This is a genomic window from Janthinobacterium pasteuri, assembly GCF_051380775.1.
Lineage (GTDB): Bacteria > Pseudomonadota > Gammaproteobacteria > Burkholderiales > Burkholderiaceae_D > Janthinobacterium.
Genome location: NZ_JBNYXS010000011.1, coordinates 53,963 through 74,078 on the forward strand (window position 1 = coordinate 53,963; position 20,116 = coordinate 74,078).

A 20,116-nucleotide genomic window follows, 5' to 3' on the forward strand; every position below is an offset into this window, starting at 1 on the left:
GAGCGTGATTGCGTATCATTCCATTCAACTTCATCTTCGACCATAAAGCCCATCATGCACACTGCAGACGTATGCACTACCCAAAAGGCTGCCGAAATCCTCGGCATCTCGGTCACATCGGTGCAGCAATTGGTCGAGGCCGGCGTTATCGAAGCCTGGAAGACCAAGGGTGGCCACCGGCGCATTCCCCTCGCGGCCGTCGAGGCCTACAAGGGCAATCCGGGCCAGCCAGGCCAGGACCAGCGCGCGGCACGGGCCAACCGCCCTGCACCATCGGGCCGCCCGCCGTCCATCCTGGTGATCGAAGACAATCCGATCGAGCGCGCGCTGTATGAAAAGCAGATCGGTTCATGGGGCTTGCAGGCAAGCTTGCGCTTTTGCGAGAACGGCTACCAGGCGCTGATGGAAATCGCCCGCGACCAGCCCGACATCCTGCTGGCCGACATCATCATGGAAGGCATCGACGGCTACGAAGTGATCCGCACCATCCTGGCCGACCCGCTGCTGGCGGACATGCATATCGCCATGCTGTCGAGCCTGACGCCGGAAGAGCTGGAAGAACGCGGCGGCGTGCCGCCCGGCGTGGTGTTCTTTGCCAAGCCCGTCAATTACGACGAGCTGCGTGGCTATCTGCGCGCCTGCTGCGCCGGCCATGCGCGGCGCAACAGCCTGGCCGCCTAGCCCGCCACCGCTCCCCCTTCGCCACGGAGCCGCCATGCAAACCTATCGCCACATCGATCCAACCGTGCTGTTCCAGGCCTCCGGCCATGACCTGAAGATGTTCCGCGCCCTGTCCCAGACCTACCTTGACACGTCACCGGCCATGTTTGCGCGCGTGGAACAGGCCGTGCGCGGCGGCGCGGCGCAAGCCATCGTGCATAGCTGCCATACCTTGCGCGGCACCGTGGCCCTGCTGGGCGCCGGCGCCCTGGTAGCGCGCCTGGCAGAGCTGGAGCAACTGGTGCGTCACCAGGGCGTGGCTTGGTCCGGCTGGCTGGCGGAAACGGCAACGCTGCTCGACGCAGTGGAACAGGAGGTGCGCCGCAGCATGCACGAGTACACGGGCGCGCAGGCATGAACCCACGCCAGGCCGTCTTGCGCCTGGCGCACCGCTATCGCCCGCGCAGCACGGCAGCCGTAGTGGGCCTGGTGCTGGTGTGCCTGCTGGCGCTGCGCATCGTCGTTTCCGGCGTGCTGCTGTACCGCGAAGCCGTCGATGACTGGAAGCAGGATCTGTCCAAGCTGTCGCTGCTGCTGGCGGAAAACACGGCGCAAAGCATGACGGCGGCCCGCCTGGTGCTCGACGGCGTCAGCAACGACATCCAGGCCGCCGCCCCCGCAGACGCGGACGCGCTGGCCGCCGTCGTCGGCACCCCGGCCATGCACCAGATGCTGCGACACAAGATCGGCGGCGTGCCGCAAGTGGACGTCGTGTCCATCGTCGGCAGCGATGGCAGCGTGCTGGCCTTCAGCCGCGCCTATCCCGCGCCATCCATCCGCCTCGACGAGCGCGATTTCTTCGACTATCACCGGCGCCACCCGGACGGCGGCATGCATGTCAGCACGCCCGTGCAAAACAAGAGCAATGGCACCTGGACCTTTTATATCAGCCGGCGCATCAGCAGCCCGGACGGCCGCTTCCTGGGCGCGGTGCTGGTGGGCCTGTCGTGCGACTTCTTCAGCAAATTCTTCCGGAACACCAGCATCGGCGAACACTCGGCCTTTTCCCTGTACCGCAGCGACTACACGCTGCTGGCGCGCTGGCCAGCCGTACCCGCCATGATGGGCAAACGCAATCTGACGGGCAGTACCTACCGCCTGCTGGAACAGGGCAAGACGCATGGCGTGCTGCAGGTGGAATTGCCTCGCGCAGCCGACCAGGGACGCACGGTCGACCGCCTGGCCGCCATACGGCTGGTGCGCGACTATCCACTGGCTATCAACGTGACCATTACCGACGATGTCTACCTGGCGGCCTGGCGGCGCATGCTGCGCGCCATGGGCGGGGCGGCGGTCATCAGCCTGCTCGTGCTGGCCCTGGCCATCGCGCTGATCATGGCCCTGCTGCGGCGCCAGGAGCGCGACGCGGCCATGGCGCTGGCGCTGCAGGCGCGCGCGGAAGCGGCGAATGCCGCCAAGTCGCGCTTCCTGGCCATCATGAGCCACGAGATCCGCACGCCCATGGCCGGTATCGCCGGCATGACCGAACTGCTGCAGGAAACCGAACTCGACGCATCTCAGCAACAATATGCGCACCGCATCGGCGATGGCGTGCAGCACCTGATGCGCATCCTGAACGATATCCTCGACCTGTCCAGGGTGGAGGCTGGCCAGATGGGCATCGAGCTGCACGACTTCGACCCGCGCCTGCTGCTCGACGACGTGCTGGCGCTGCACCGCCCGCAAGCCGACAGGAAGAAGCTGCAACTTGTCAGCGAAATCGGCAACAGCGTGCCACAACGGGTATGCTCGGACCGCACGCGCATCGCGCAAATCCTCGGCAACCTGCTCAGCAATGCCATCAAATTTACGCCCTCCGGCAGCATCGCCGTGCACCTGCACCTGGAAGCGGCCACGGCGGACGGCGCCAGCGCCTGCCTCGTCGCCAGCGTCAACGACCAGGGCATCGGCATGAGCCAGCAGCAACTGAGCCGCATCTTCGAACCGTTTTGCCAGGCCGACGACAGCATCAGCGGCGCCTATGGCGGCACGGGCCTGGGTCTGAGCATCTGCAAACACCTGGTGGTGCTGCTGGGCGGCGAGATTTTCTGCAGCAGCGCGCCCGGCGCCGGTTCCCGCTTCAGCGTGCGTATTCCCTGCCAGGCAGCCCAGCCGCCAAGCGCCTCCGCGCCGGAGCCAGAGACGGTGCCAGAGACACCCGCCGCAGTTGCAGCCGCACCCGCACCGGCATGCGTGCCAGGCCCGCGCATCCTGCTGGTCGAGGATACGGCGCTGAACCGCCAGCTGGTGTGCCTGCAGCTGGACGCCTGCGGCTACAGCATCGACACGGCGGAGAACGGCGCACTGGGCCTGCAGGCACTGGCCGCGCAGCAGTACGACCTGGTCCTGATGGATTGCATGATGCCCGTCATGGATGGCTACCAGGCTTGCCAGGCCTTGCGCGCCCGCGAAACGGCCAGCGGCGCGCCGCGCCTGCCCGTCATCGCCCTGACGGCCGGCGTTACCGAGGACGACCGGCAGCGCTGCCTGGCGGCAGGCATGGACGATTATCTGTCCAAGCCCTTTAGTACCGCCCAGTTGCGCGCAATGGTGGACCACTGGCTGACGCGCCAGGCGGCAATGCGCTAGCCTCCCGGGCCGGCGTTAAATACAACACTTCCGCATAAAAGTCAGTTTATTCAATCAAATCAATTTTATATTCACGATCAATCCCGGCTCCCTGTACAAGCTGCATACCATCGTCGACGAACGGGGCGACACTGTACTGTCGAACCATCCCTGCAAACCGACCACGCTGGCCGACCGCGAGCACATCCGCGTGCAGATGCAGCAACATTGGCCAACTACCATATCCACATGCTGGTCGGACTGGACCGCAACACGGATCGGCCGCCTGGTCGACAGCCGCGCCAGGGCCATCGCCGCCAGCGAGGACAGGCGCTGCAAGCCGACATCTTCGACAAATGCTCGCAGGCGGACGACACCCCGAGCCGAGCCCATGGCGGCGCCGGCATGGGCCTGGCGATCGCGCGCCAACTCGCCACCTTAATGGGCGGCACGGCCAGCGCAATGACTGACCGCAGGCGGAAAATTGACCACACTATCACCTGCATATTTGTGCGCTAAAGTTGTTATCCATGCCGATCGGGTATAGCATCGCCCCATGAATCAGCACACAGATGCGGCGGCGGTACGCAAAGAATGGATCGAATGGCTGTTTCTGCTCATCGGGCTGCTCCTCGTGGCCGCCGTCCTTGCTTATGCGCATCTGGCAGAAGCCTCGCGGCACGACGCGGCCGAGCGTGAACGGCTCAGCGTGCTGACGGCACTGCTGGCAAAAAACATCGAAGTCGACCTGGCAGCGACCAACCTGGTGCTCGACGGCGTGATCCGCGACTATCTTGGCGCCGGTGCCGCGACGGACTCCGGGCAAGCCTTGCCCCGGCGCCTGGCCGCAGTGGTCGACGCCATGCCGGGCGTGCGCACCATGCTGGTCATCGATGCGAAGGGCAAGACGATCGCCACGAATATCGCGGAACTGGCCGACCAGGATTTTTCGCGCCGCAGCTACTTCCAGACGGCGCGCGACGCCCCTGATGCGCGCATGCTGTACATCTCGGCGCCCTTCCTGTCTTTCAAGCGCGACCTGGTCATCACGGCGTCGCGCATGGTGCAGGACAGGCAGGGCCACTTTGCCGGCGTAGTAGTGGCCACCCTCGATCCCGAATACTTCACGGCCAAGTTCCGCACCGCCATGTATGCCCGCGACGTCTGGGCCGTGGTGTTGCATGGCGACGGCCGGCAATTCCTGAACTATCCCGTCAGGGCTGCCGATGGCGGCAATATGGATGTCCCCGGCAGCTTCCTGCGGCGCTTCCGCGACAGCGGCTATCAGGCTGGCGTCCTGAGCGGCGTCGAGATTGCCGGCGCAGCCACACCCCGCATCATGGCCATGGCGACCATCGCGCCTCCCGCGCTGCATATGGACCGTGCCATCATCATCGGCCTGAGCCGCGAAGAAACGGCCATCGCCGCCCCGTTGCGGCAGCAAGCGCTTGCCTACGTCCTCTGCTTTGGCACGCTGGCGCTGGCCGGGGCCAGCCTGCTGTTCTGGAGCCAGAGGCGGCGCCGGCAGCAGGCCGCCTGGCATGCGGAACAGGAAGCGGAGCGCCAGGCCATGCAAGCCGTGTCCGACAGCGAAACGCGCTTTCGCACGCTGATCGAAGATGCGCCCGTGGCCATCGCCATCCTGCGCCACGGCCGCTTCATCTATTCGAATCCCCGCTACCGCAGGCTGCATGGCTACGCATTTGAAGACGATCTGAACGGCCTGCCCTGGTCCGCCATGATTTCCGCGCAATCGCAGGCGGCACTGGCCACCAACGAAGCGCTGATCGAGGCGGACTCGCCCAGCGAACAGGTGTTCGAAGCCATCGGCCTGGACAAGCAGGGCCTTCCCGTGCCCGTGTTCAAGACCACCACACGCGTGATGCTCAAGGATGGACCGGCCACGCTGATCTTTACACAGGATATTTCCGCGCAAAAACAGGCCGAAGAGGCCATGCTGCTGGCGCGCGATGCGGCCGAGGCGGCCAACCGCAGCAAGGCGGAATTCCTCGCCAACATGAGCCATGAAATCCGCTCGCCGCTCAACGCCATCCTCGGCATGGCATGGCTGCTGGAACGGGGCAGCCTGGATGGGGAAGGACTCGAGATGACGCGCAAGATCCGCGCCGCCGGCCAGTCCTTGCTGGGCATCCTCAACGACGTGCTCGACGTGTCGAAAATCGAGGCGGGCCACATGAGCATCGAGCATGCGCCGTTCCGCCTGGCCGAGGTGATCGAGAAGATCGCCGCCAGCATGAGCGTTGCCGCGCATAACAAGCGCATCGCCATGCGCATCGGGCCACTGCCCGATGGTGTAGACCAGGTGCTGGGCGACGCACTGCGGCTGGAACAGGTGCTGGTCAATCTGACCAGCAATGCCATCAAGTTCACGGCGCAAGGCACGGTCGAGCTGTTGACCACACTGGAGCGCCGCGACGGCGATGCCGCGCTGCTGCGTTTCAGCGTGCGCGACACGGGCATCGGCATCGCCCCCAAGGTGCAGGAAACGATCTTTTCCGCCTTCGCCCAAGCCGATACGTCCACCACGCGCCGCTTCGGCGGTACGGGCCTGGGCCTGACCATCTGCCGCCAGCTGGTCAGCCTGATGGGCGGCTCGCTGCGCCTGAAAAGCGAGCCGGGCCAGGGCAGCGACTTCAGTTTCACGGTGCCGCTGCAGCTGATGCCCGCCGGCGCCCTGTCCTCGCCCGACATGCAAGCTTTGCATGCCCTGCTGGTCGATGCCAACGCCGACACGCGCAATGCCGTTGCCGCCGTGGCGCGCGGCCTGGGCTGGAGCGTGCATGCCGTGTCCGACGGGCGGGCGGCCCTCAACCATGCGCTCGCCTGCGCCGAGGGCGCGCGGCCCGGCATCGTCCTGCTGGCAGCGCGCATGCCCGAGCTGGACGGCGAAGCCACGGCGCGCGCGCTGCGCGCACACCTGCCGCCGCAGGACTGCCCCATCATCATCCTGGCGGCCAGCGGAGCACCTGCCACGCGGCCAGCGCAGCGCCATGCCGATCCGGCCGACGCCGTCCTCGACGCGCCGGTGACGGCGTCCAGCCTGTACAACGCGACGATGGAAGCGCGCCAGCAGCGGGCCAGGGCTGCCGGCGTGGATGCAAGCCTGGGTATGCTGGAAGAACGCGTGCTTGCCGGCGTACGCGTACTGGTGGTCGACGACAGCGAAATGAACCGCGATGTGGTCAACCATATCCTGTGCGACCAGGGAGCAGTGCCGTCGTTCGCCTGCGATGGCAGGCAGGCGCTGGAATGGCTACTGGCCCATCCCGCCGCCGTCGACATCGTGCTGATGGATGTGCAGATGCCCGTCATGGATGGCTTGCAAGCGACGCGCGCGCTGCGCCAGTTGCCGCAGTTCCAGGACCTGCCCGTGGTGGCGCTGACGGCCGGGGCGTTCCAGACACAACGCACGGCGGCACTGGAAGCGGGCATGAATTATTTCATCAGCAAACCGTTCGACGTGCCGCAGACCATCGCCCTGATCGCGCGCGCGCATCGCCGTCATGCGCAAGGGCTGCCAGCCCTGACGCCGGTCGTGGCCGAAGCGACGATGCTCTTGCCGCCGTGCGGTGCGGCATCCGTGATGGACCTGGCGCAAGGCATGGCGCTGTGGCTCGATGAGGCGCCCTACCGCCAGCATCTGTCGCGTTTTGGCAGTACCTGCCGCAACACGGCGGGCGCCATGCGCGCGCTGCTGGAGGGCAACGCACGCGACGATGCCGCCGCACTGGCGCACAAGCTGGCCGGCGAGGCTGGCAGCCTGGCCCTGCCCGCCACCGTGCAAGCCGCGCAGCAAGCAGAACAGGTGCTGCACACCGGCGACGATGCGTCGGCCGCGCTCGATACACTGGAACAGGCGCTGGCGCACGCCATCGATGCCATCGCTGTCTTCACGGCGCAAACGCCACCACCGGGCCAGCCGGCCATGCCAGAAACTCAACATGGCAGTGCATGCCAATGATAAACTTGCCACTATGAGAATTCGAAGGGACGTTATGATCTGCTGCAGGGATTTTCTGCTGAGAGCCTTGATGCTGGGCCTGCTGCTATTCGTCGTGGGCGAATCGCTGTCCTACTGGACGCCGGAGATCAGAAAAATGATGGCCTGGCGCCCTTTCTGACAGCTTAGCCTTCGCGCCCATCCACCCTGGCGCGCCACAGATAGGGCGCGTACACGCACGCATACAAGCCAAAGGCCAGCGACCAGCATGCGCCTGCTGCCAGCAGCAGCGGCATGGCCAGCGCTGCGGGACCGAGCGCTGCCAGCAGACGTGCCAGCGCACCCAACTGTATCAGCCAGTACATCGCCGCTTCCGCCCGGCCGCCCGTCAAAGGGCGCCCCGTGTGGCCCAGCGTGGTGCGCGTCATCATGCCGATGATCAATCCCGCCATCGACCCCACCGTCAGCGCGTGAAATGCGGCGCTGGCCGGCAGCAGCCCCAGGCTGGCCAGCGCCAGCAGCGCAAAGCCGACGCCTATCCACGCATACGACAGGTGCAAAATCCACAGCAGGGGCACGCGCAAGGTGCGCTGCGGCTGCCAGGCCAGCAGATTGGCCAGCGAGACGCCGGCAGCACAGAAAGCCAGCGGCGCCGTCAGCCAGGGTGGCGCGCCTGCCAGCCATGCGATGGCGGCCGCCGCCATGCAGGCCACGGCGACCAGCGCCCGCTTCGGACTGGGCACCGGCGTGCTGCCTGGCGCGCCATTGCGCGTAAACATGGGGATCACGCGCGCACCGATCACCGATTCGATCAGCACGATGATGAAGATGGCCGCCTGCACGGGCACGAATATGGATAACGTCAGCGCGCCCAGCACGGCCGCGTGGAACAGGCCATTGGCCAGCGCCAGCAAGGCCAGCAGGCCCACCAGGAACAGGTTGCGCGTATTGCCCGAACGGCGCAGCACCTGGTACAGGGGCCAGGCGGCCAGCGGCAGGAACAGCCACTCGACCAGCGCCGGCACCAGCCCGGGACCGCACAGCATGGCGATGCGCCCCGCCAGCCACAGCGCCGCCAGCGCCATCAGCCTGGCACCGTGCGGCGTGGGCAAACCCGTCCAGTTGCGCCCCGCCGTGTACAGGAAGCCCACGACGACGGCCAGCGCGAAGCCGAACACCATTTCATGCATATGCCAGCCCAGGCCCACCTGCAAGCCCCCCGCGAGCAAACCGGCATAGCTGGCCAGCCACAGGGGTACGCTGATGGCCGCAAACACGGCCGCCAACAGATAAAATGGGCGGAAACCCAGCTGCCAGACGGCATGGCGGGCATGCCAGAGAGCGGCACCTTTTGTCATGCCGGGAGGGGTAGCTTTACTGATGGGGGTAAGGGCCATGATGGATTCGCCTTTAAAGATATATTCAATATACTACTTTAAAAGCGCAAGGACTGCCATCGGTAAAAAGGACTAGATCTTGGGCTCTGGCCCGGCGGGTCAGAACCCAACTACCAGGCTATTTGCCCTGGCGGTGCTCGACCGCGTACACGGCCGCCTGCACGCGGCTGGTGAGGTTGAGTTTTTTCAGCACGTTCTGCACGTGGATCTTGACCGTGCTTTCGGCCAGGTCGAGGGTGCGCGCGATGCCCTTGTTACTCTCGCCGCGCGACAGGCAGTCGATGATTTCCTTTTCGCGCGGCGTGAGCTTGTCCAGTTCCGACACGGGTTCCTCGCGCCGCGTACCCGCCTGCAGCTGCGCCACCAGCTTGCCCGTCATCGCTTCGGCGATAACGACCTCGCCGGCTGCCGCGCGGCGGATGGCGCGCACCAGGTAGTCGGCGTCGATATTCTTGATCAGATAGCCGCAGGCACCCGCGCGCAGGGCAGTTGCCAGGTCTTCGGCGTCTTCCGAGACGGTGAGCATGACGATGGCCGTATCGGGACAGTCGTGCTGCATCAGCTGCAGCGCTTCAACGCCCGACATGCCGGCCATGTTCAGGTCCAGCAGCACCACGTCGGGCTGCAGCTGGATGGCGCGCTTGATGCCTTCCACGCCATCGGCCGCCTCGCCCACCACGCAAAAGTCGCTATGCCGTTGCAGCAGCGAGCGGATGCCGCTGCGGAACAGCGCATGGTCGTCCACCAGCATGACGGTGATCGGTTTGACGGGAGTCTCCATTTTTTGTACTTTCAGATAGTGGCTTAGGCGGCGCGGCGCTGTTCGCGCGACAGATGCAGTTCGACGGTCGTACCGCCACCGGGACAGGCGTGCACGTCGAACGTCGCTTCGATGCGTTGAGCGCGCTCGCGCATGATATGGATGCCGACATGGCTGTCACCCTTTTCCAGCACGGCGCAAGCATCGAAGCCGACGCCATTGTCGCTGATCGTCAGCGTAAAGTCCTGGTCATCGGCGAGGCGCACCTCGACATGGCTGGCCTGGGCGTGCTTGCGGATGTTCGACAGCGCTTCCTGCACGATGAATAGTAACTGCAATTGCTGTTCGCGGGGGAATGGCGCGCCATCGACATCGGCCAGCAGATCGGCCTCGATGCCCGTCTGGCGGCGGAATTTGTCCACCGCCGCGCGCAGGGAGCCGATCAGGTCATCCTCCATCAAACGGCTGCGGAAGTTCACCAGCAGTTCGCGCACGTCTTCATAGCTTTCCTTCACGCCCGCATGCAGGGCCGGCACGATGCCCGCCACTTCATCAAAGCGCGCATTGCGTACGGAGTCGTCGAGCATCTGTACTTGCAGGTTGAGGAAATTGAGGCTTTGCGCGATGCTGTCGTGCAAGCCCTGCGCCACCAGGTTGCGCTCTTCGGAAATGGCCATCTCGCGCTCGCGCGCGGCCAGGCGCATGTTTTCCAGGGCGATACCCAGCAGCTGGCCCAGCGTTTCCAGCAAAGCCAGCTCGCGCGCGGAAAACACGCGCGCATGGCGGAAATGCAGGTTGAAGAAGCCCAGGTGCTGTTCGTGCGCGTGGAGTTGAAAGACGGAGACGGTGGCAAAGCCCTCGCGGTGGCAGCGCAGCTCGTGCGCCTTGTCGATGCGGCGCATGTCATGCACCTTCGCCACCTTCATCTCGACGGCCGTGCCGCATAGGCAGTCGCCCACCTTCAGGCAGTGCTCGGACGCCACCAGTTCTTCGGACAGGCCGTGGTGCACCACCATGTGCAGGTTGCCGCGCTCCGCATCGAGCACGCGCACGGTGGAGCCGTCGGCCTCGAAATAATCGACGATGCGCTGCATGAAGCCGCCGCAAATGTCTTCCAGGGGCTGCGGGCGCTGCAGGAAAGCGGCGCTTTCGTACAGCAGCGCCAATTCGCGGTTACGGTATTCCAGGGTAGCCGTCTTGCTGCGCACGCCCTCCTCCAGGTTGCCGTACAGCGCCTGCAGGCGGTCGGCCATCTGGTTGAAGCCGCTGGCCAGCTGGCCGAATTCGTCATTGCTGTCGACGGCCAGGCGCACGCTGAAATCGCGTTCCTTCATGCGCTGCATGCCCAGGCGCAGCCGCGTGACCGGTTCGATGATGAGCATGAACATCAGGTAAATCATGCTGACCGTGCCGATGACGGCCATGCCGACGAGGATCAGCTGCGAAGCGCGCAGCCAGAAGGTGCGCTGCTCGCTATCGTGCTCGATCAGCCGCACCAGCTGATCGACCTGGCCGACAAAGGTATCGGCGTCATGCCCGAACTGGCGCGCGAGAGCGGTGCTATCGGCGGCCAGGGCGGCCGGGCGCAAGGCCCCGCGCCAGGCGATGCCGATGCGCTCGAATTCGGACTTGATGGCCGTGCTGGGGGGCAAGAACAAGGGACGCTGCGGGTCGCCGTGGCCGATCTTGGCCAGGGTCTCGTCGATCAGCAGCACTTGCTGGCGCGCCTGCTCGCGGGCGTCGCTGGCGAGCAGCAGGGTCAGACGGTAGGTCTGCATGCGCAGGCGCCCCGTTTCATTGATGGCGGCCGAACTGCCTTCAAGCTGCCACGACAGAAACAGGGTGCAGCCGATGGCACTCAAGGCCAGCACCAGCATGAGCAGCAGCGCGCCGACGATCTTGGTCGACAGCTTCTGCCAGGAGGAAAACATCGCCTTGAATTTCATACTGTCCCTAATAAATGCCTGTTTATGGCTCCAATGCCTTCAAGTCAGCGACATCATTTCACCCACAGGCCAAGATCCGGGGTCAGTCCTTGCGGATCGAAATACGGCCCACTGGGACGTATTCCCCCGGCGGGTCTGACCCCAGCAGTGACACCTCCACTCAGCCGCCCGTCTGCGCCATGAAGCGCACGATCTTGTCCGGCTGCGTAGTGAAATCATGCTGCTGCGGCTTGAGTTCGATGGCGGCGCGGATCGCCGCTTCGATCTCCGCATCGCTGGCCCCGCCGCGCAGCATGGGGCCAAAGGCGAATTTCTCTTCCTGGCCCAGGCAAAGGTACAGGGTACCATCGACGGACAGGCGCACGCGGTTGCAGCTGGCGCAGAAATGCTGCGACATGGGCGTGATGAAGCCGATGCTCGAGCGTCCGTCGGCTGTCGCCATATAGCGCGCCGGCCCGCCGCCCAGTTCCTGCGCCTGCGGCACCAGCCCAAAGCGGGCCGCCAGGCGCTCGCGCACGGGGCCCAGCGGCATGTAGCTGGCATGACGGCCCGTACTTCCCATTGGCATGGCTTCGATCAGACGCAGGATGAACTGCTGCTCGATGCAAAACGCTGCCATGGCCTCGATCTGGCCGTCATCGACGCCGCGCATGGCCACCATATTGATCTTGATGGGGTCGAAACCGGCCGCCTTGCCCGCCATCACGCCGTCCAAAATAGGCTGCAGGCTGTCACGTCCCGTGATCTGCTGCATGCAGGCGCGGTCCAGAGAGTCCAGGCTGACGTTGATGCGGTCCACGCCCGCCGCGCGCAGCGCCACGGCGTGCTTGCCCAATTGGGTAGCGTTGGTCGACAGCGACAGGTCGTGCAGGCCAGGCAGCGCAGACAGTTTCTGCGCCAGTTCCGGCAAGTTGCGCCGCAACAGCGGCTCGCCGCCCGTCAGGCGCACGCGGCGCGTGCCGAGGCGAACAAAAATACCCAGCAGGCGCTCGATCTCGTCGAACGTCAGCCAGTCCTTCGGCTCTTCGAAGCCGCGAAAGCCTTTGGGCATGCAATAACTGCAGCGCAAATCGCAGCGGTCGGTAACGGACAGCCGCACATAATCGATCGAACGGCCAAAACGGTCCTGCAACTTGACGCTAGCCATGACGCTACTCCTGTTACTTCCTTGATTGTAGAGGCTGGGGCACGATCTGGCTGTGCCCCAGAAGGCCTAGCGGCCTACGCCTTCCGGCCTACGCATTTCTACCTACTGAACCAGCGGACTGGCTGTGCCTTCGAGCGCGATACCGGCGATGTCGGCGCGTCCCACCAGCAAGTGCAGATACTGGTGCACGGCGCGCTGCCACGCGGCGCGCGACAGGCGGTCGGCGATCTGCGCCTTCACCTCCTCGTAGCCGATAACCCGGCCTTCGACCCGCCGCAGCACCTGCACGATGTGGTAGCCGAAGCGCGTTTCCAGCAAATGACCGGCCAGCGCGCCCGCCTCCAGGCGGAACAGCAGCGCGTCGAACTCCGGCACGCTCTGGCCCGGCGACAGCTGGCCCAAATTCCCCCCCAGGGCGCCGGACGGGCAGTTCGAATACTGCGCCGCCAGTTCGCCGAAGCGTTCCGGCGCCAGTTTGAGGGCGTCGAGCACGGCTTGCGCCGTCGTGCGCAGCAGTTCCAGGGGCGCTTCCGGCGTCACCTGGAACAGGATGTGGCGCGCCTCGACCAGCGCGCCGCTGCAAAACAACTGCGGGCGCTGCGCATAAAAGGTGCGGCAAGCCGCATCGTCGGCGGGCGGCACGCGCACTTCCTGTGCAAACAACGCTTCGATGCGGTCGTCCATACTGTCGCCCTGCACGCCGAGGCGTTCGGCCTCGTCTTGCAGCAGCCGGCGCAGCACCAGTTCATGCACGGCCTGTTTCAACGGATTACCGGCGCGGTCGTGATGCGGCAATTCCTGCGCGATGTCGGCATCGTCGATATCGATGCCATTGACGGAGATTCCCATGATGTACTCCTTTCTTAGCGGCGGCGCACCAGTTGATAGGCGCGGCCCAGATAGGCAACTGCGCCAAAGCCGCTCCATACGTGCACCAGACGGGTGAACGGGAAGATGACGAACAGCGACATGCCCATGAACAGATGCAGCTTGAACACCAGCGGTGCTTCGACGATGAAGCTGGCGGCGTCGCCGCGCAAGGTGACGATGTGCTGCGCCCAGTGCATCAGCAAGACCATCATGTGGCCATCCATGTGCGAGGCCGAGACAAAGATCGACGACAGGCCCAGCAGCAAGGTCAGCAAGATCCACAGCATCACCAGCTTGTCGCCAGCCGTGGTGACGGCGCGCAGCCGGTCATTGGAAAAGCGGCGCACCAGCAGGATCAGCAAGCCGGCCAGGCAAAGGCCGCCCATGATGCCGCCGGCCGCCATGGCCACGCCCTGTTTCAGGCTGTGCGTAACGCCCAGCGTATCCCACACCCAGACGGGCGTGAGCAAGCCGGCTGCATGGCCGAACAGCAGGCCGATGATGCCGATGTGGAACAGGATATTGCCCAGGCGCAGGCTGCCGCGGTGCAGCAGCTGGCTGGAATCGGACTTCCACGTGTATTGCTCGCGGTCGAAACGGATCAGGCTACCAAGGAAAAAGATGGCCAGCGCGATGTATGGATAAATGCCATACACAAATTGATGCAAGTAATTACTCATGATGTACTCTCCTCATGCGGGCGCAGGGGGCCGTTCAGGCCGCGCGCCGCGGCTGCGGGTGAAAATGCACGGGATGGACGCCGCCCGCGACCTGGCCCAGACCTTGGCGCAGCAACGGCTCGACACCGTCCGCACCGGGACCGAAGGTTTCCAGCGCTTCATCCATGTCGCGGATCGGCGGTTCGGCCAGCATTTCTGCTGCCACGGGGCTCAGTCGTTCGAGCACCATGAAGACGGGCGCATACGCACTGCCGTTGGCCGTCAACTTGCGGCCGATATGCGCCAGCACGTGGACGGCGTCGCCCAGAAGAGGCGCCGAAGCCGCCTCGTCGAGCTGCGCCAAAAATTCCAGGAACAGCGGCACGAAGTCAGGCAAGTCGTCGCCCGTCATCTGCAAGCCATGGCGCTTGTATTCCTCCATCAGGTCAACCATGGCCTGGCCCCGGTCACGCGATTCGCCGTGGATATGCTCGAACAGGTGCAGCGAGTGCGACGGATTGCGGTCGAACGTGGCCACGTACTGCTGCTGCAGGTCGATCAGGCTGCTGCTTTCCAGGTGCGCCAGCAAGGGCCTCAACAGCGCGTGCTGTTCCGGCACGGCGGCCAGCGCGGCATCGAGCTGCGGCAGGTACGCAGTCAGCTCGGGTTCGGGATACAGCAACAGGCGCGAGAGGATTTGATACTGATTCATAGCGTGTGTCATATCGGTTCCTTAAGCGCCTGGCGCCGTTTTGCGCGACTTCGGCATCTGCATGAAGATGGCCGAGCCGTGTTTTTTCTTGCCGAACAAGGTAGCTTCGCTGCTGCCGTCCGAGCAGCCGTTGCCGAAACTGAAGCCGCACGAACCCTTCTCGTTGAAGCTGTCTTCCGCCATTTCCTTGTGGCTGCTGGGGATGACGAAGCGGTCTTCGTAATTGGCAATCGCCATGATGTGGTACATATCCTCCACCTGCGCCTTGCTCAAGCCCACTTGTTTGAGAACCGTGAGGTTCTCAACTTTTTCGACCGTCTTGCTGCGCATGTAGGCACGCATGGCCAGCATGCGGTCCAGCGCCGTGACGATGGGCGGCTGGTCGCCGGCCGTCAGCAAATTGGCCAGGTACTGCACGGGAATGCGCAGGCTTTGCGTGTCCGGCAGCATGCCATTCACGCCCAGCTTGCCCGATTCGGCGGCCGCCTGGATCGGCGACAGCGGCGGCACGTACCACACCATCGGCAAGGTACGGTATTCGGGATGCAGCGGGAACGCCACTTTCCACTCGACGGCCATCTTGTAGACGGGCGACTTGACGGCCGCTTCCAGCCACAGGTCGGGGATGCCCTGGCGGCGTGCCTCGGCGATGATGGCCGGGTCGTGCGGGTCGAGGAACAGATCGAGCTGCGCCTGGTACAGGTCCTGCTCTTGCGGCACGGAGGCCGCTGCCTCGATCTTGTCGGCGTCGTACAGCAGCACGCCCAGGTAGCGGATGCGGCCCACGCACGTTTCCGAGCACACGGTGGGCTGGCCAGCCTCGATGCGGGGGAAGCAGAAGGTGCACTTCTCGGCCTTGCCGGACGACCAATTGTAGTAAATCTTTTTGTACGGGCAACCGGAGATGCACATGCGCCAGCCGCGGCACTTGTCCTGGTCGATCAGCACGATGCCGTCGTCTTCGCGCTTGTACACGGAGCCGGACGGGCAAGATGCCACGCACGTCGGGTTGAGGCAATGCTCGCACAGGCGCGGCAGATACATCATGAAGGTGTTTTCAAACGTGCCGTACATCTCCTTCTGCATATTGTCGAACAGCTTGTCCTTGCTGCGCTGGGCAAATTCACCGCCCAGGTCATCTTCCCAGTTCGGACCCCACTCGATTTTTTCCATCTTCTTCCCCGTCAGCACGGAGATCGGACGGGCGGTCGGCGGCGTCTGCGACAGCGGTGCGCTTTGCAGGTGCTCGTAGTCGTAGGTGAACGGCTCGTAGTATTCATCGATGGCCGGCAGGTTCGGGTTGGCGAAGATGTTCGCCAGGATTTTCAGGCGGCTGCCCTGGCGCGGCTCGATCTTGCCCGCGTCCGTGCGGCGCCAGCCACCATTCCACTTGTCCTGGTTTTCCCACTGCTTCGGATAGCCGATGCCCGGCTTGGTTTCAACGTTGTTGAACCATGCGTACTCGACGCCGTCGCGGCTGGTCCACACGTTCTTGCAGGTGACGGAACAGGTGTGGCAGCCGATGCACTTGTCCAGGTTCAGCACCATGCCGATTTGCGCTCTGATTTTCATACTATGCTCCTTTTTCCTGCAACGGGCCTTCGAGCCAGTCGACCTTGTTCATCTTGCGCACCAATACGAATTCATCGCGGTTGGAGCCCACCGTGCCGTAGTAATTGAAGCCGTAGGCCAGCTGGGCGTAGCCGCCGATCATGTGCGTGGGCTTGGTCACGGCGCGCGTCACCGAGTTATGGATGCCGCCCCGCTTGCCCGTCATCTCCGCACCGGGCACGTTGATGATCTTTTCCTGCGCGTGGTACATCATCGTCATGCCAGCCGGGATGCGCTGGCTGACGATGGCACGCGCCGTCAGGCTGCCGTTCACGTTGAAGACTTCGATCCAGTCGTTGTCGACGATGCCGGCCGTCTTCGCATCGATTTCCGACAGCCATACGTGCGGCCCGCCGCGTGACAGGGTCAGCATGCGCAGATTGTCCGAATACGTGGAATGGATGCCCCATTTCTGGTGCGGCGTCAGGAAGTTCAGCGCCAGCTCCTTGTTACCGTTCGGTTTGGTGCCCAGCAGCGCTTCCGTCGTCTTGGTGTTGATCGCCGGCTTGTACACGCACAGGCCTTCGCCGAAATCGCGCATCCACAGGTGATCCTGGTAAAACTGCTGGCGGCCCGTCAGCGTGCGCCATGGGATCAGTTCATGCACGTTGGTATAACCGGCCGTGTAGCTGACTTCTTCGCTTTCCAGACCCGACCAGGTGGGCGAGGAAATGATCTTGCGCGGCTGCGCCTGCACATCGCGGAAGCGGATGCTGTCATGCTCGCGCGGCAGTGCCAGGTGCGTGAGCTCGCGTCCCGTGATGGCCGACAGCGCGGCCCAGGCCTTGACGGCCACGTGGCCATTCGTTTCCGGCGCCAGCGTCAGGATCATCTCGGCCGCATCGATAGCCGTGTCGAGGCGCGGCTGGCCCTTGGACACGCCTTCATCGAGCACCGTGCGGTTGATGCCGCGTAATACCTCGACTTCATGCCCCGTTTTCCAGGAAATTCCCTTGCCGCCGTTGCCGATGCTTTCCAGCAGCGGCCCGATCGAGGTGAATTTTTTGTACACATCGCGGTAATTGCGCTCGACTACCGTCATGTTCGGCATGGTCTTGCCGGGAATCGCGTCGCATTCGCCGGCGCGCCAATCCTTGGGATCGAAAGGCTGGCCCAGCTCACCGGGGGTGTCGTGCATCAGCGGCGTGAGGATGATGTCTTGCTGGGTACCCAGCAGTTCACCGCCGATTTCCGAGAATTTCTCGGCGATGCCCTTGTAGATTTCCCAGTCCGACTTCGATTGCCACAACGGTTGCACGGCTTCCGACAGCGGGTGGATGAACGGATGCATGTCCGACGTGTTCAAGTCGTCTTTTTCATACCAGGTGGCCGTCGGCAGCACCACGTCGCCATACAGGCACGTGGTCGACATGCGGAAGTCCAGCACCACCAGCAGATCGAGCTTGCCTTCGGCGGCAGGACGCACTTTCACCTGTTTCGGCGTGATGCAATCGTCTTCGTCGCTGAGCAAGCCATTTTGCGTGCCCAGCAGGTATTTCAGGAAGTACTCGTGGCCCTTGCCCGAGCTGCCCAGGATGTTCGAGCGCCAGACAAACATATTGCGCGGGAAGTTGGCCGGGTTATCCGGGTCGTCGCACGAAAACTGCAGCTGGCCTGCCTTGATCTGGGCTAGCGCATACGCGGCCGGTGCCTGCCCTGCCGCCTTGGCAGCCCTGGCCACTTCCAGCGGATTGGTTTGCAGCTGCGGCGCCGATGGCAGCCAGCCCATGCGTTCAGCCTTGGCGTTGTAGTCGAGCAGGGTCAGGTCACCCGTGCCGCCGGCCGCCGATGGCGAGGCGATGTCGCCCGTTTCCAGCTTTTCGTGGCGCCACTGGCTGGTGTGCGCATAGAAGAACGAGGTGCCGTTCATCTGGCGCATCGGGCGTACCCAGTCCTGGGCGAAGGCCAAGGGCGTCCAGCCCGTTTGCGGACGCAGTTTTTCCTGGCCCACGTAATGGGCCCAGCCGCCGCCGGACTGGCCGATACAGCCGCACATCATCAGCATATTGATGATGCCGCGGTACGTCATGTCCATGTGGTACCAGTGATTCAGGCCCGCGCCCACGATGACCATGCTCTTGCCGCGCGTCTGGTCCGCGTTTTGCGCAAACTGGCGCGCCACGGTAATGACGTCGGCGCGTTTCACGCCCGTGTGCTTTTCCTGCCATGCGGGGGTGTAAGGTACGTCGTCGTCATAGCTCTCGGCCACGTTTTCGCCGCCCAGGCCACGGTCGATGCCGTAGTTGGCCAGGGTCAGGTCGAACACGGTGGTGACGAGGCCCGTCGTGCCGTCGGCCAGGCGGATGGTTTTCACCGGTACCTTGCGCAGCAGCATGTCGGCCGCATCCTTGCCGCCAAAGTAAGCGAAACCCACTTCCGTGACGGCGTCGCTGTCGTTGATCATGGACAGCATCGGCACAATAGGTACGCCACTGCCGCCGGCCTTCTGTTCCAGGTTCCACTTGCCCGATTCGCCCCAGCGGAAGCCGATCGAGCCGGCCGGCGCCGTGATGGTGCCCGTGGTTTCATCGATGACCAGGGTTTTCCATTCAGGATTGTTGGTCTCGTCGAGGTTGTTGTCCAGGTGCGAAGCGCGCAGGAAGTAATCGGGCACCAGGGTGCCGTTGTGCTCCTTGAGCAGCACCAGCATGGGGAAGTCCGTGTACTGGCGCGCATATTCGCGGAAGTAGTCGGACTGGCCTTCCGAGTGGAATTCCTTGAGGATCACGTGGCCCATGGCCAGCGCCAGCGCCGCGTCCGTGCCCTGCTTCGGGGCCAGCCAGATGTCGCCAAACTTCACCATTTCGCCATAATCGGGCGAGATGGCCACGGTTTTCGTGCCCTTGTAGCGCACTTCCGTGTAGAAGTGGGCATCCGGCGTGCGCGTCATCGGCACGTTCGAGCCCCACACCATCAGGTAGGTCGAGTTGTACCAGTCGGCCGATTCCGGCACGTCCGTCTGTTCGCCCCACACTTGCGGGCTGGCGGGCGGCAAGTCGCAGTACCAGTCGTAGAAGCTCAGGGCCACGCCGCCGATCAGCGACAGGTAACGCGTGCCGGAGGCATAGCTGACCATGGACATGGCGGGAATCGGCGAGAAGCCGACGATGCGGTCCGGGCCGTATTTTTTGATCGTCAGTGCATTCGCGGCGGCGATGATTTCATTCGATTCTTCCCACGTGGCGCGCACGAAGCCGCCCAGGCCACGGATGGATTTGTACTGCTGCGAGCGCACGGGGTCCTGGCTGATCCAGTCCCAGGCAGTGACGGGGTCCATGGTCTTGCGCGCTTCGCGCCACATTTCCATCAGCCGGCCACGCACCATCGGATACTTCACGCGCTGCGACGAATACACGTACCAGGAATAGCTGGCGCCACGCGGGCAGCCGCGCGGCTCGTGGTTGGGCAGGTCGGGCCGCGTGCGCGGGTAATCGGTTTGCTGGGTTTCCCAGGTGATCAGGCCGTTCTTGACATATACCTTCCAGCTGCACGAGCCGGTACAGTTCACGCCATGCGTGGAACGCACGATCTTGTCGTGCTGCCAGCGCTGGCGGTAGGCGTTTTCCCAGGTGCGGTCTTCATCGACCACGGTGCCATGGCCGTTGGAAAACGGCTCGGCGGGCTTGCTAAAAAATTTCAGGCGGTCCAGAAAGTGACTCATGCTACCTCCACATTGCGCCGCAGGCAGCGGCGCCAGGTCTTAAAAAACGCTGCAAGCAGGATGGCTCAAGCGTCGATACAAACAGTCTATCGATGCGCCCTGCC

At 64.1% G+C, this 20,116-nt stretch carries 14 protein-coding genes; 5 read left to right on the forward strand and 9 right to left on the reverse strand.

Annotated features, from left to right (window positions below; genetic code table 11):
- Positions 1-54 precede the first annotated feature (54 nt).
- The 5 genes from ACQ4WN_RS13195 (at position 55) to ACQ4WN_RS13215 (ending at position 7,270) form a co-directional block, all read left to right on the forward strand.
- Positions 55-681, forward strand: coding sequence for a response regulator (locus ACQ4WN_RS13195; protein WP_436551953.1), 627 nt, complete (start codon positions 55-57; stop codon positions 679-681).
- A 34-nt stretch (positions 682-715) separates the two neighbouring features.
- Positions 716-1,078 carry an Hpt domain-containing protein gene (locus ACQ4WN_RS13200; RefSeq protein WP_436551954.1) on the forward strand — a complete coding sequence of 121 codons (363 nt, stop codon included), beginning with the start codon at positions 716-718 and terminating at the stop codon, positions 1,076-1,078.
- Complete coding sequence (locus ACQ4WN_RS13205) at positions 1,075-3,309, forward strand: hybrid sensor histidine kinase/response regulator (protein WP_436551955.1); 2,235 nt, start codon at positions 1,075-1,077, stop codon at positions 3,307-3,309. Before ACQ4WN_RS13200 ends, ACQ4WN_RS13205 begins: the two co-directional genes overlap by 4 nt.
- Positions 3,310-3,537: 228 nt before the next feature.
- Entirely contained in the window at positions 3,538-3,807 is a 270-nt protein-coding gene (locus tag ACQ4WN_RS13210) for an ATP-binding protein (RefSeq protein ID WP_436551956.1), read from the forward strand.
- Between the two features lie 37 nt (positions 3,808-3,844).
- A complete protein-coding gene (locus ACQ4WN_RS13215; protein WP_436551957.1) occupies positions 3,845-7,270 on the forward strand; it encodes a response regulator in 3,426 nt (1,141 codons plus the stop codon).
- Between the two features lie 164 nt (positions 7,271-7,434).
- On the opposite strand, the gene ACQ4WN_RS13220 is transcribed toward ACQ4WN_RS13215, so the two are convergent.
- The 9 genes from ACQ4WN_RS13220 to ACQ4WN_RS13260 form a co-directional block, all read right to left on the reverse strand.
- Positions 7,435-8,646, reverse strand: a complete 1,212-nt coding sequence (locus ACQ4WN_RS13220) for an NnrS family protein (protein ID WP_436551958.1) — start codon at positions 8,644-8,646, stop codon at positions 7,435-7,437.
- Positions 8,647-8,764: 118 nt separating this feature from the next.
- Positions 8,765-9,427: a response regulator gene (locus tag ACQ4WN_RS13225; RefSeq protein ID WP_436551959.1), complete on the reverse strand. Its 663-nt coding sequence runs from the start codon at positions 9,425-9,427 to the stop codon at positions 8,765-8,767.
- Positions 9,428-9,450: 23 nt separating this feature from the next.
- Positions 9,451-11,352, reverse strand: a complete 1,902-nt coding sequence (locus ACQ4WN_RS13230) for a type IV pili methyl-accepting chemotaxis transducer N-terminal domain-containing protein (protein ID WP_436551960.1) — start codon at positions 11,350-11,352, stop codon at positions 9,451-9,453.
- 160 nt (positions 11,353-11,512) lie between these two features.
- Positions 11,513-12,499 (reverse strand): GTP 3',8-cyclase MoaA, encoded by a 987-nt coding sequence (gene moaA / locus ACQ4WN_RS13235; RefSeq protein ID WP_436551961.1) that lies wholly within the window; start codon positions 12,497-12,499, stop codon positions 11,513-11,515.
- Between the two features lie 102 nt (positions 12,500-12,601).
- Positions 12,602-13,348: a peptidylprolyl isomerase gene (locus ACQ4WN_RS13240; RefSeq protein ID WP_436551962.1), complete on the reverse strand. Its 747-nt coding sequence runs from the start codon at positions 13,346-13,348 to the stop codon at positions 12,602-12,604.
- Positions 13,349-13,362: 14 nt separating this feature from the next.
- A complete protein-coding gene (narI, locus tag ACQ4WN_RS13245; protein ID WP_436551963.1) occupies positions 13,363-14,049 on the reverse strand; it encodes a respiratory nitrate reductase subunit gamma in 687 nt (228 codons plus the stop codon).
- Between the two features lie 34 nt (positions 14,050-14,083).
- A complete protein-coding gene (gene narJ, locus ACQ4WN_RS13250; RefSeq protein WP_436551964.1) occupies positions 14,084-14,752 on the reverse strand; it encodes a nitrate reductase molybdenum cofactor assembly chaperone in 669 nt (222 codons plus the stop codon).
- A gap of 9 nt (positions 14,753-14,761) precedes the next feature.
- On the reverse strand, positions 14,762-16,312 hold the full coding sequence (narH, locus tag ACQ4WN_RS13255) for a nitrate reductase subunit beta (RefSeq protein ID WP_436551965.1): 1,551 nt from the start codon (positions 16,310-16,312) through the stop codon (positions 14,762-14,764).
- Between the two features lies 1 nt (position 16,313).
- A complete protein-coding gene (locus ACQ4WN_RS13260) occupies positions 16,314-20,012 on the reverse strand; it encodes a nitrate reductase subunit alpha (RefSeq protein WP_436551966.1) in 3,699 nt (1,232 codons plus the stop codon).
- Positions 20,013-20,116: the final 104 nt, after the last annotated feature.

Excerpts from the sequence above, each read along its gene's own strand:
- ACQ4WN_RS13195 (WP_436551953.1), top strand. The coding sequence starts at position 55 with ATGCACACTGCAGACGTATGCACTACCCAAAAGGCTGCCGAAATCCTC.
- ACQ4WN_RS13200 (WP_436551954.1), top strand. The coding sequence starts at position 716 with ATGCAAACCTATCGCCACATCGATCCAACCGTGCTGTTCCAGGCCTCC.
- ACQ4WN_RS13205 (WP_436551955.1), top strand. The coding sequence starts at position 1,075 with ATGAACCCACGCCAGGCCGTCTTGCGCCTGGCGCACCGCTATCGCCCG.
- ACQ4WN_RS13210 (WP_436551956.1), top strand. The coding sequence starts at position 3,538 with ATGCTGGTCGGACTGGACCGCAACACGGATCGGCCGCCTGGTCGACAG.
- ACQ4WN_RS13215 (WP_436551957.1), top strand. The coding sequence starts at position 3,845 with ATGAATCAGCACACAGATGCGGCGGCGGTACGCAAAGAATGGATCGAA.
- ACQ4WN_RS13220 (WP_436551958.1), bottom strand. The coding sequence starts at position 8,646 with ATGGCCCTTACCCCCATCAGTAAAGCTACCCCTCCCGGCATGACAAAA.
- ACQ4WN_RS13225 (WP_436551959.1), bottom strand. The coding sequence starts at position 9,427 with ATGGAGACTCCCGTCAAACCGATCACCGTCATGCTGGTGGACGACCAT.
- ACQ4WN_RS13230 (WP_436551960.1), bottom strand. The coding sequence starts at position 11,352 with ATGAAATTCAAGGCGATGTTTTCCTCCTGGCAGAAGCTGTCGACCAAG.
- moaA (WP_436551961.1), bottom strand. The coding sequence starts at position 12,499 with ATGGCTAGCGTCAAGTTGCAGGACCGTTTTGGCCGTTCGATCGATTAT.
- ACQ4WN_RS13240 (WP_436551962.1), bottom strand. The coding sequence starts at position 13,348 with ATGGGAATCTCCGTCAATGGCATCGATATCGACGATGCCGACATCGCG.
- narI (WP_436551963.1), bottom strand. The coding sequence starts at position 14,049 with ATGAGTAATTACTTGCATCAATTTGTGTATGGCATTTATCCATACATC.
- narJ (WP_436551964.1), bottom strand. The coding sequence starts at position 14,752 with ATGACACACGCTATGAATCAGTATCAAATCCTCTCGCGCCTGTTGCTG.
- narH (WP_436551965.1), bottom strand. The coding sequence starts at position 16,312 with ATGAAAATCAGAGCGCAAATCGGCATGGTGCTGAACCTGGACAAGTGC.
- ACQ4WN_RS13260 (WP_436551966.1), bottom strand. The coding sequence starts at position 20,012 with ATGAGTCACTTTCTGGACCGCCTGAAATTTTTTAGCAAGCCCGCCGAG.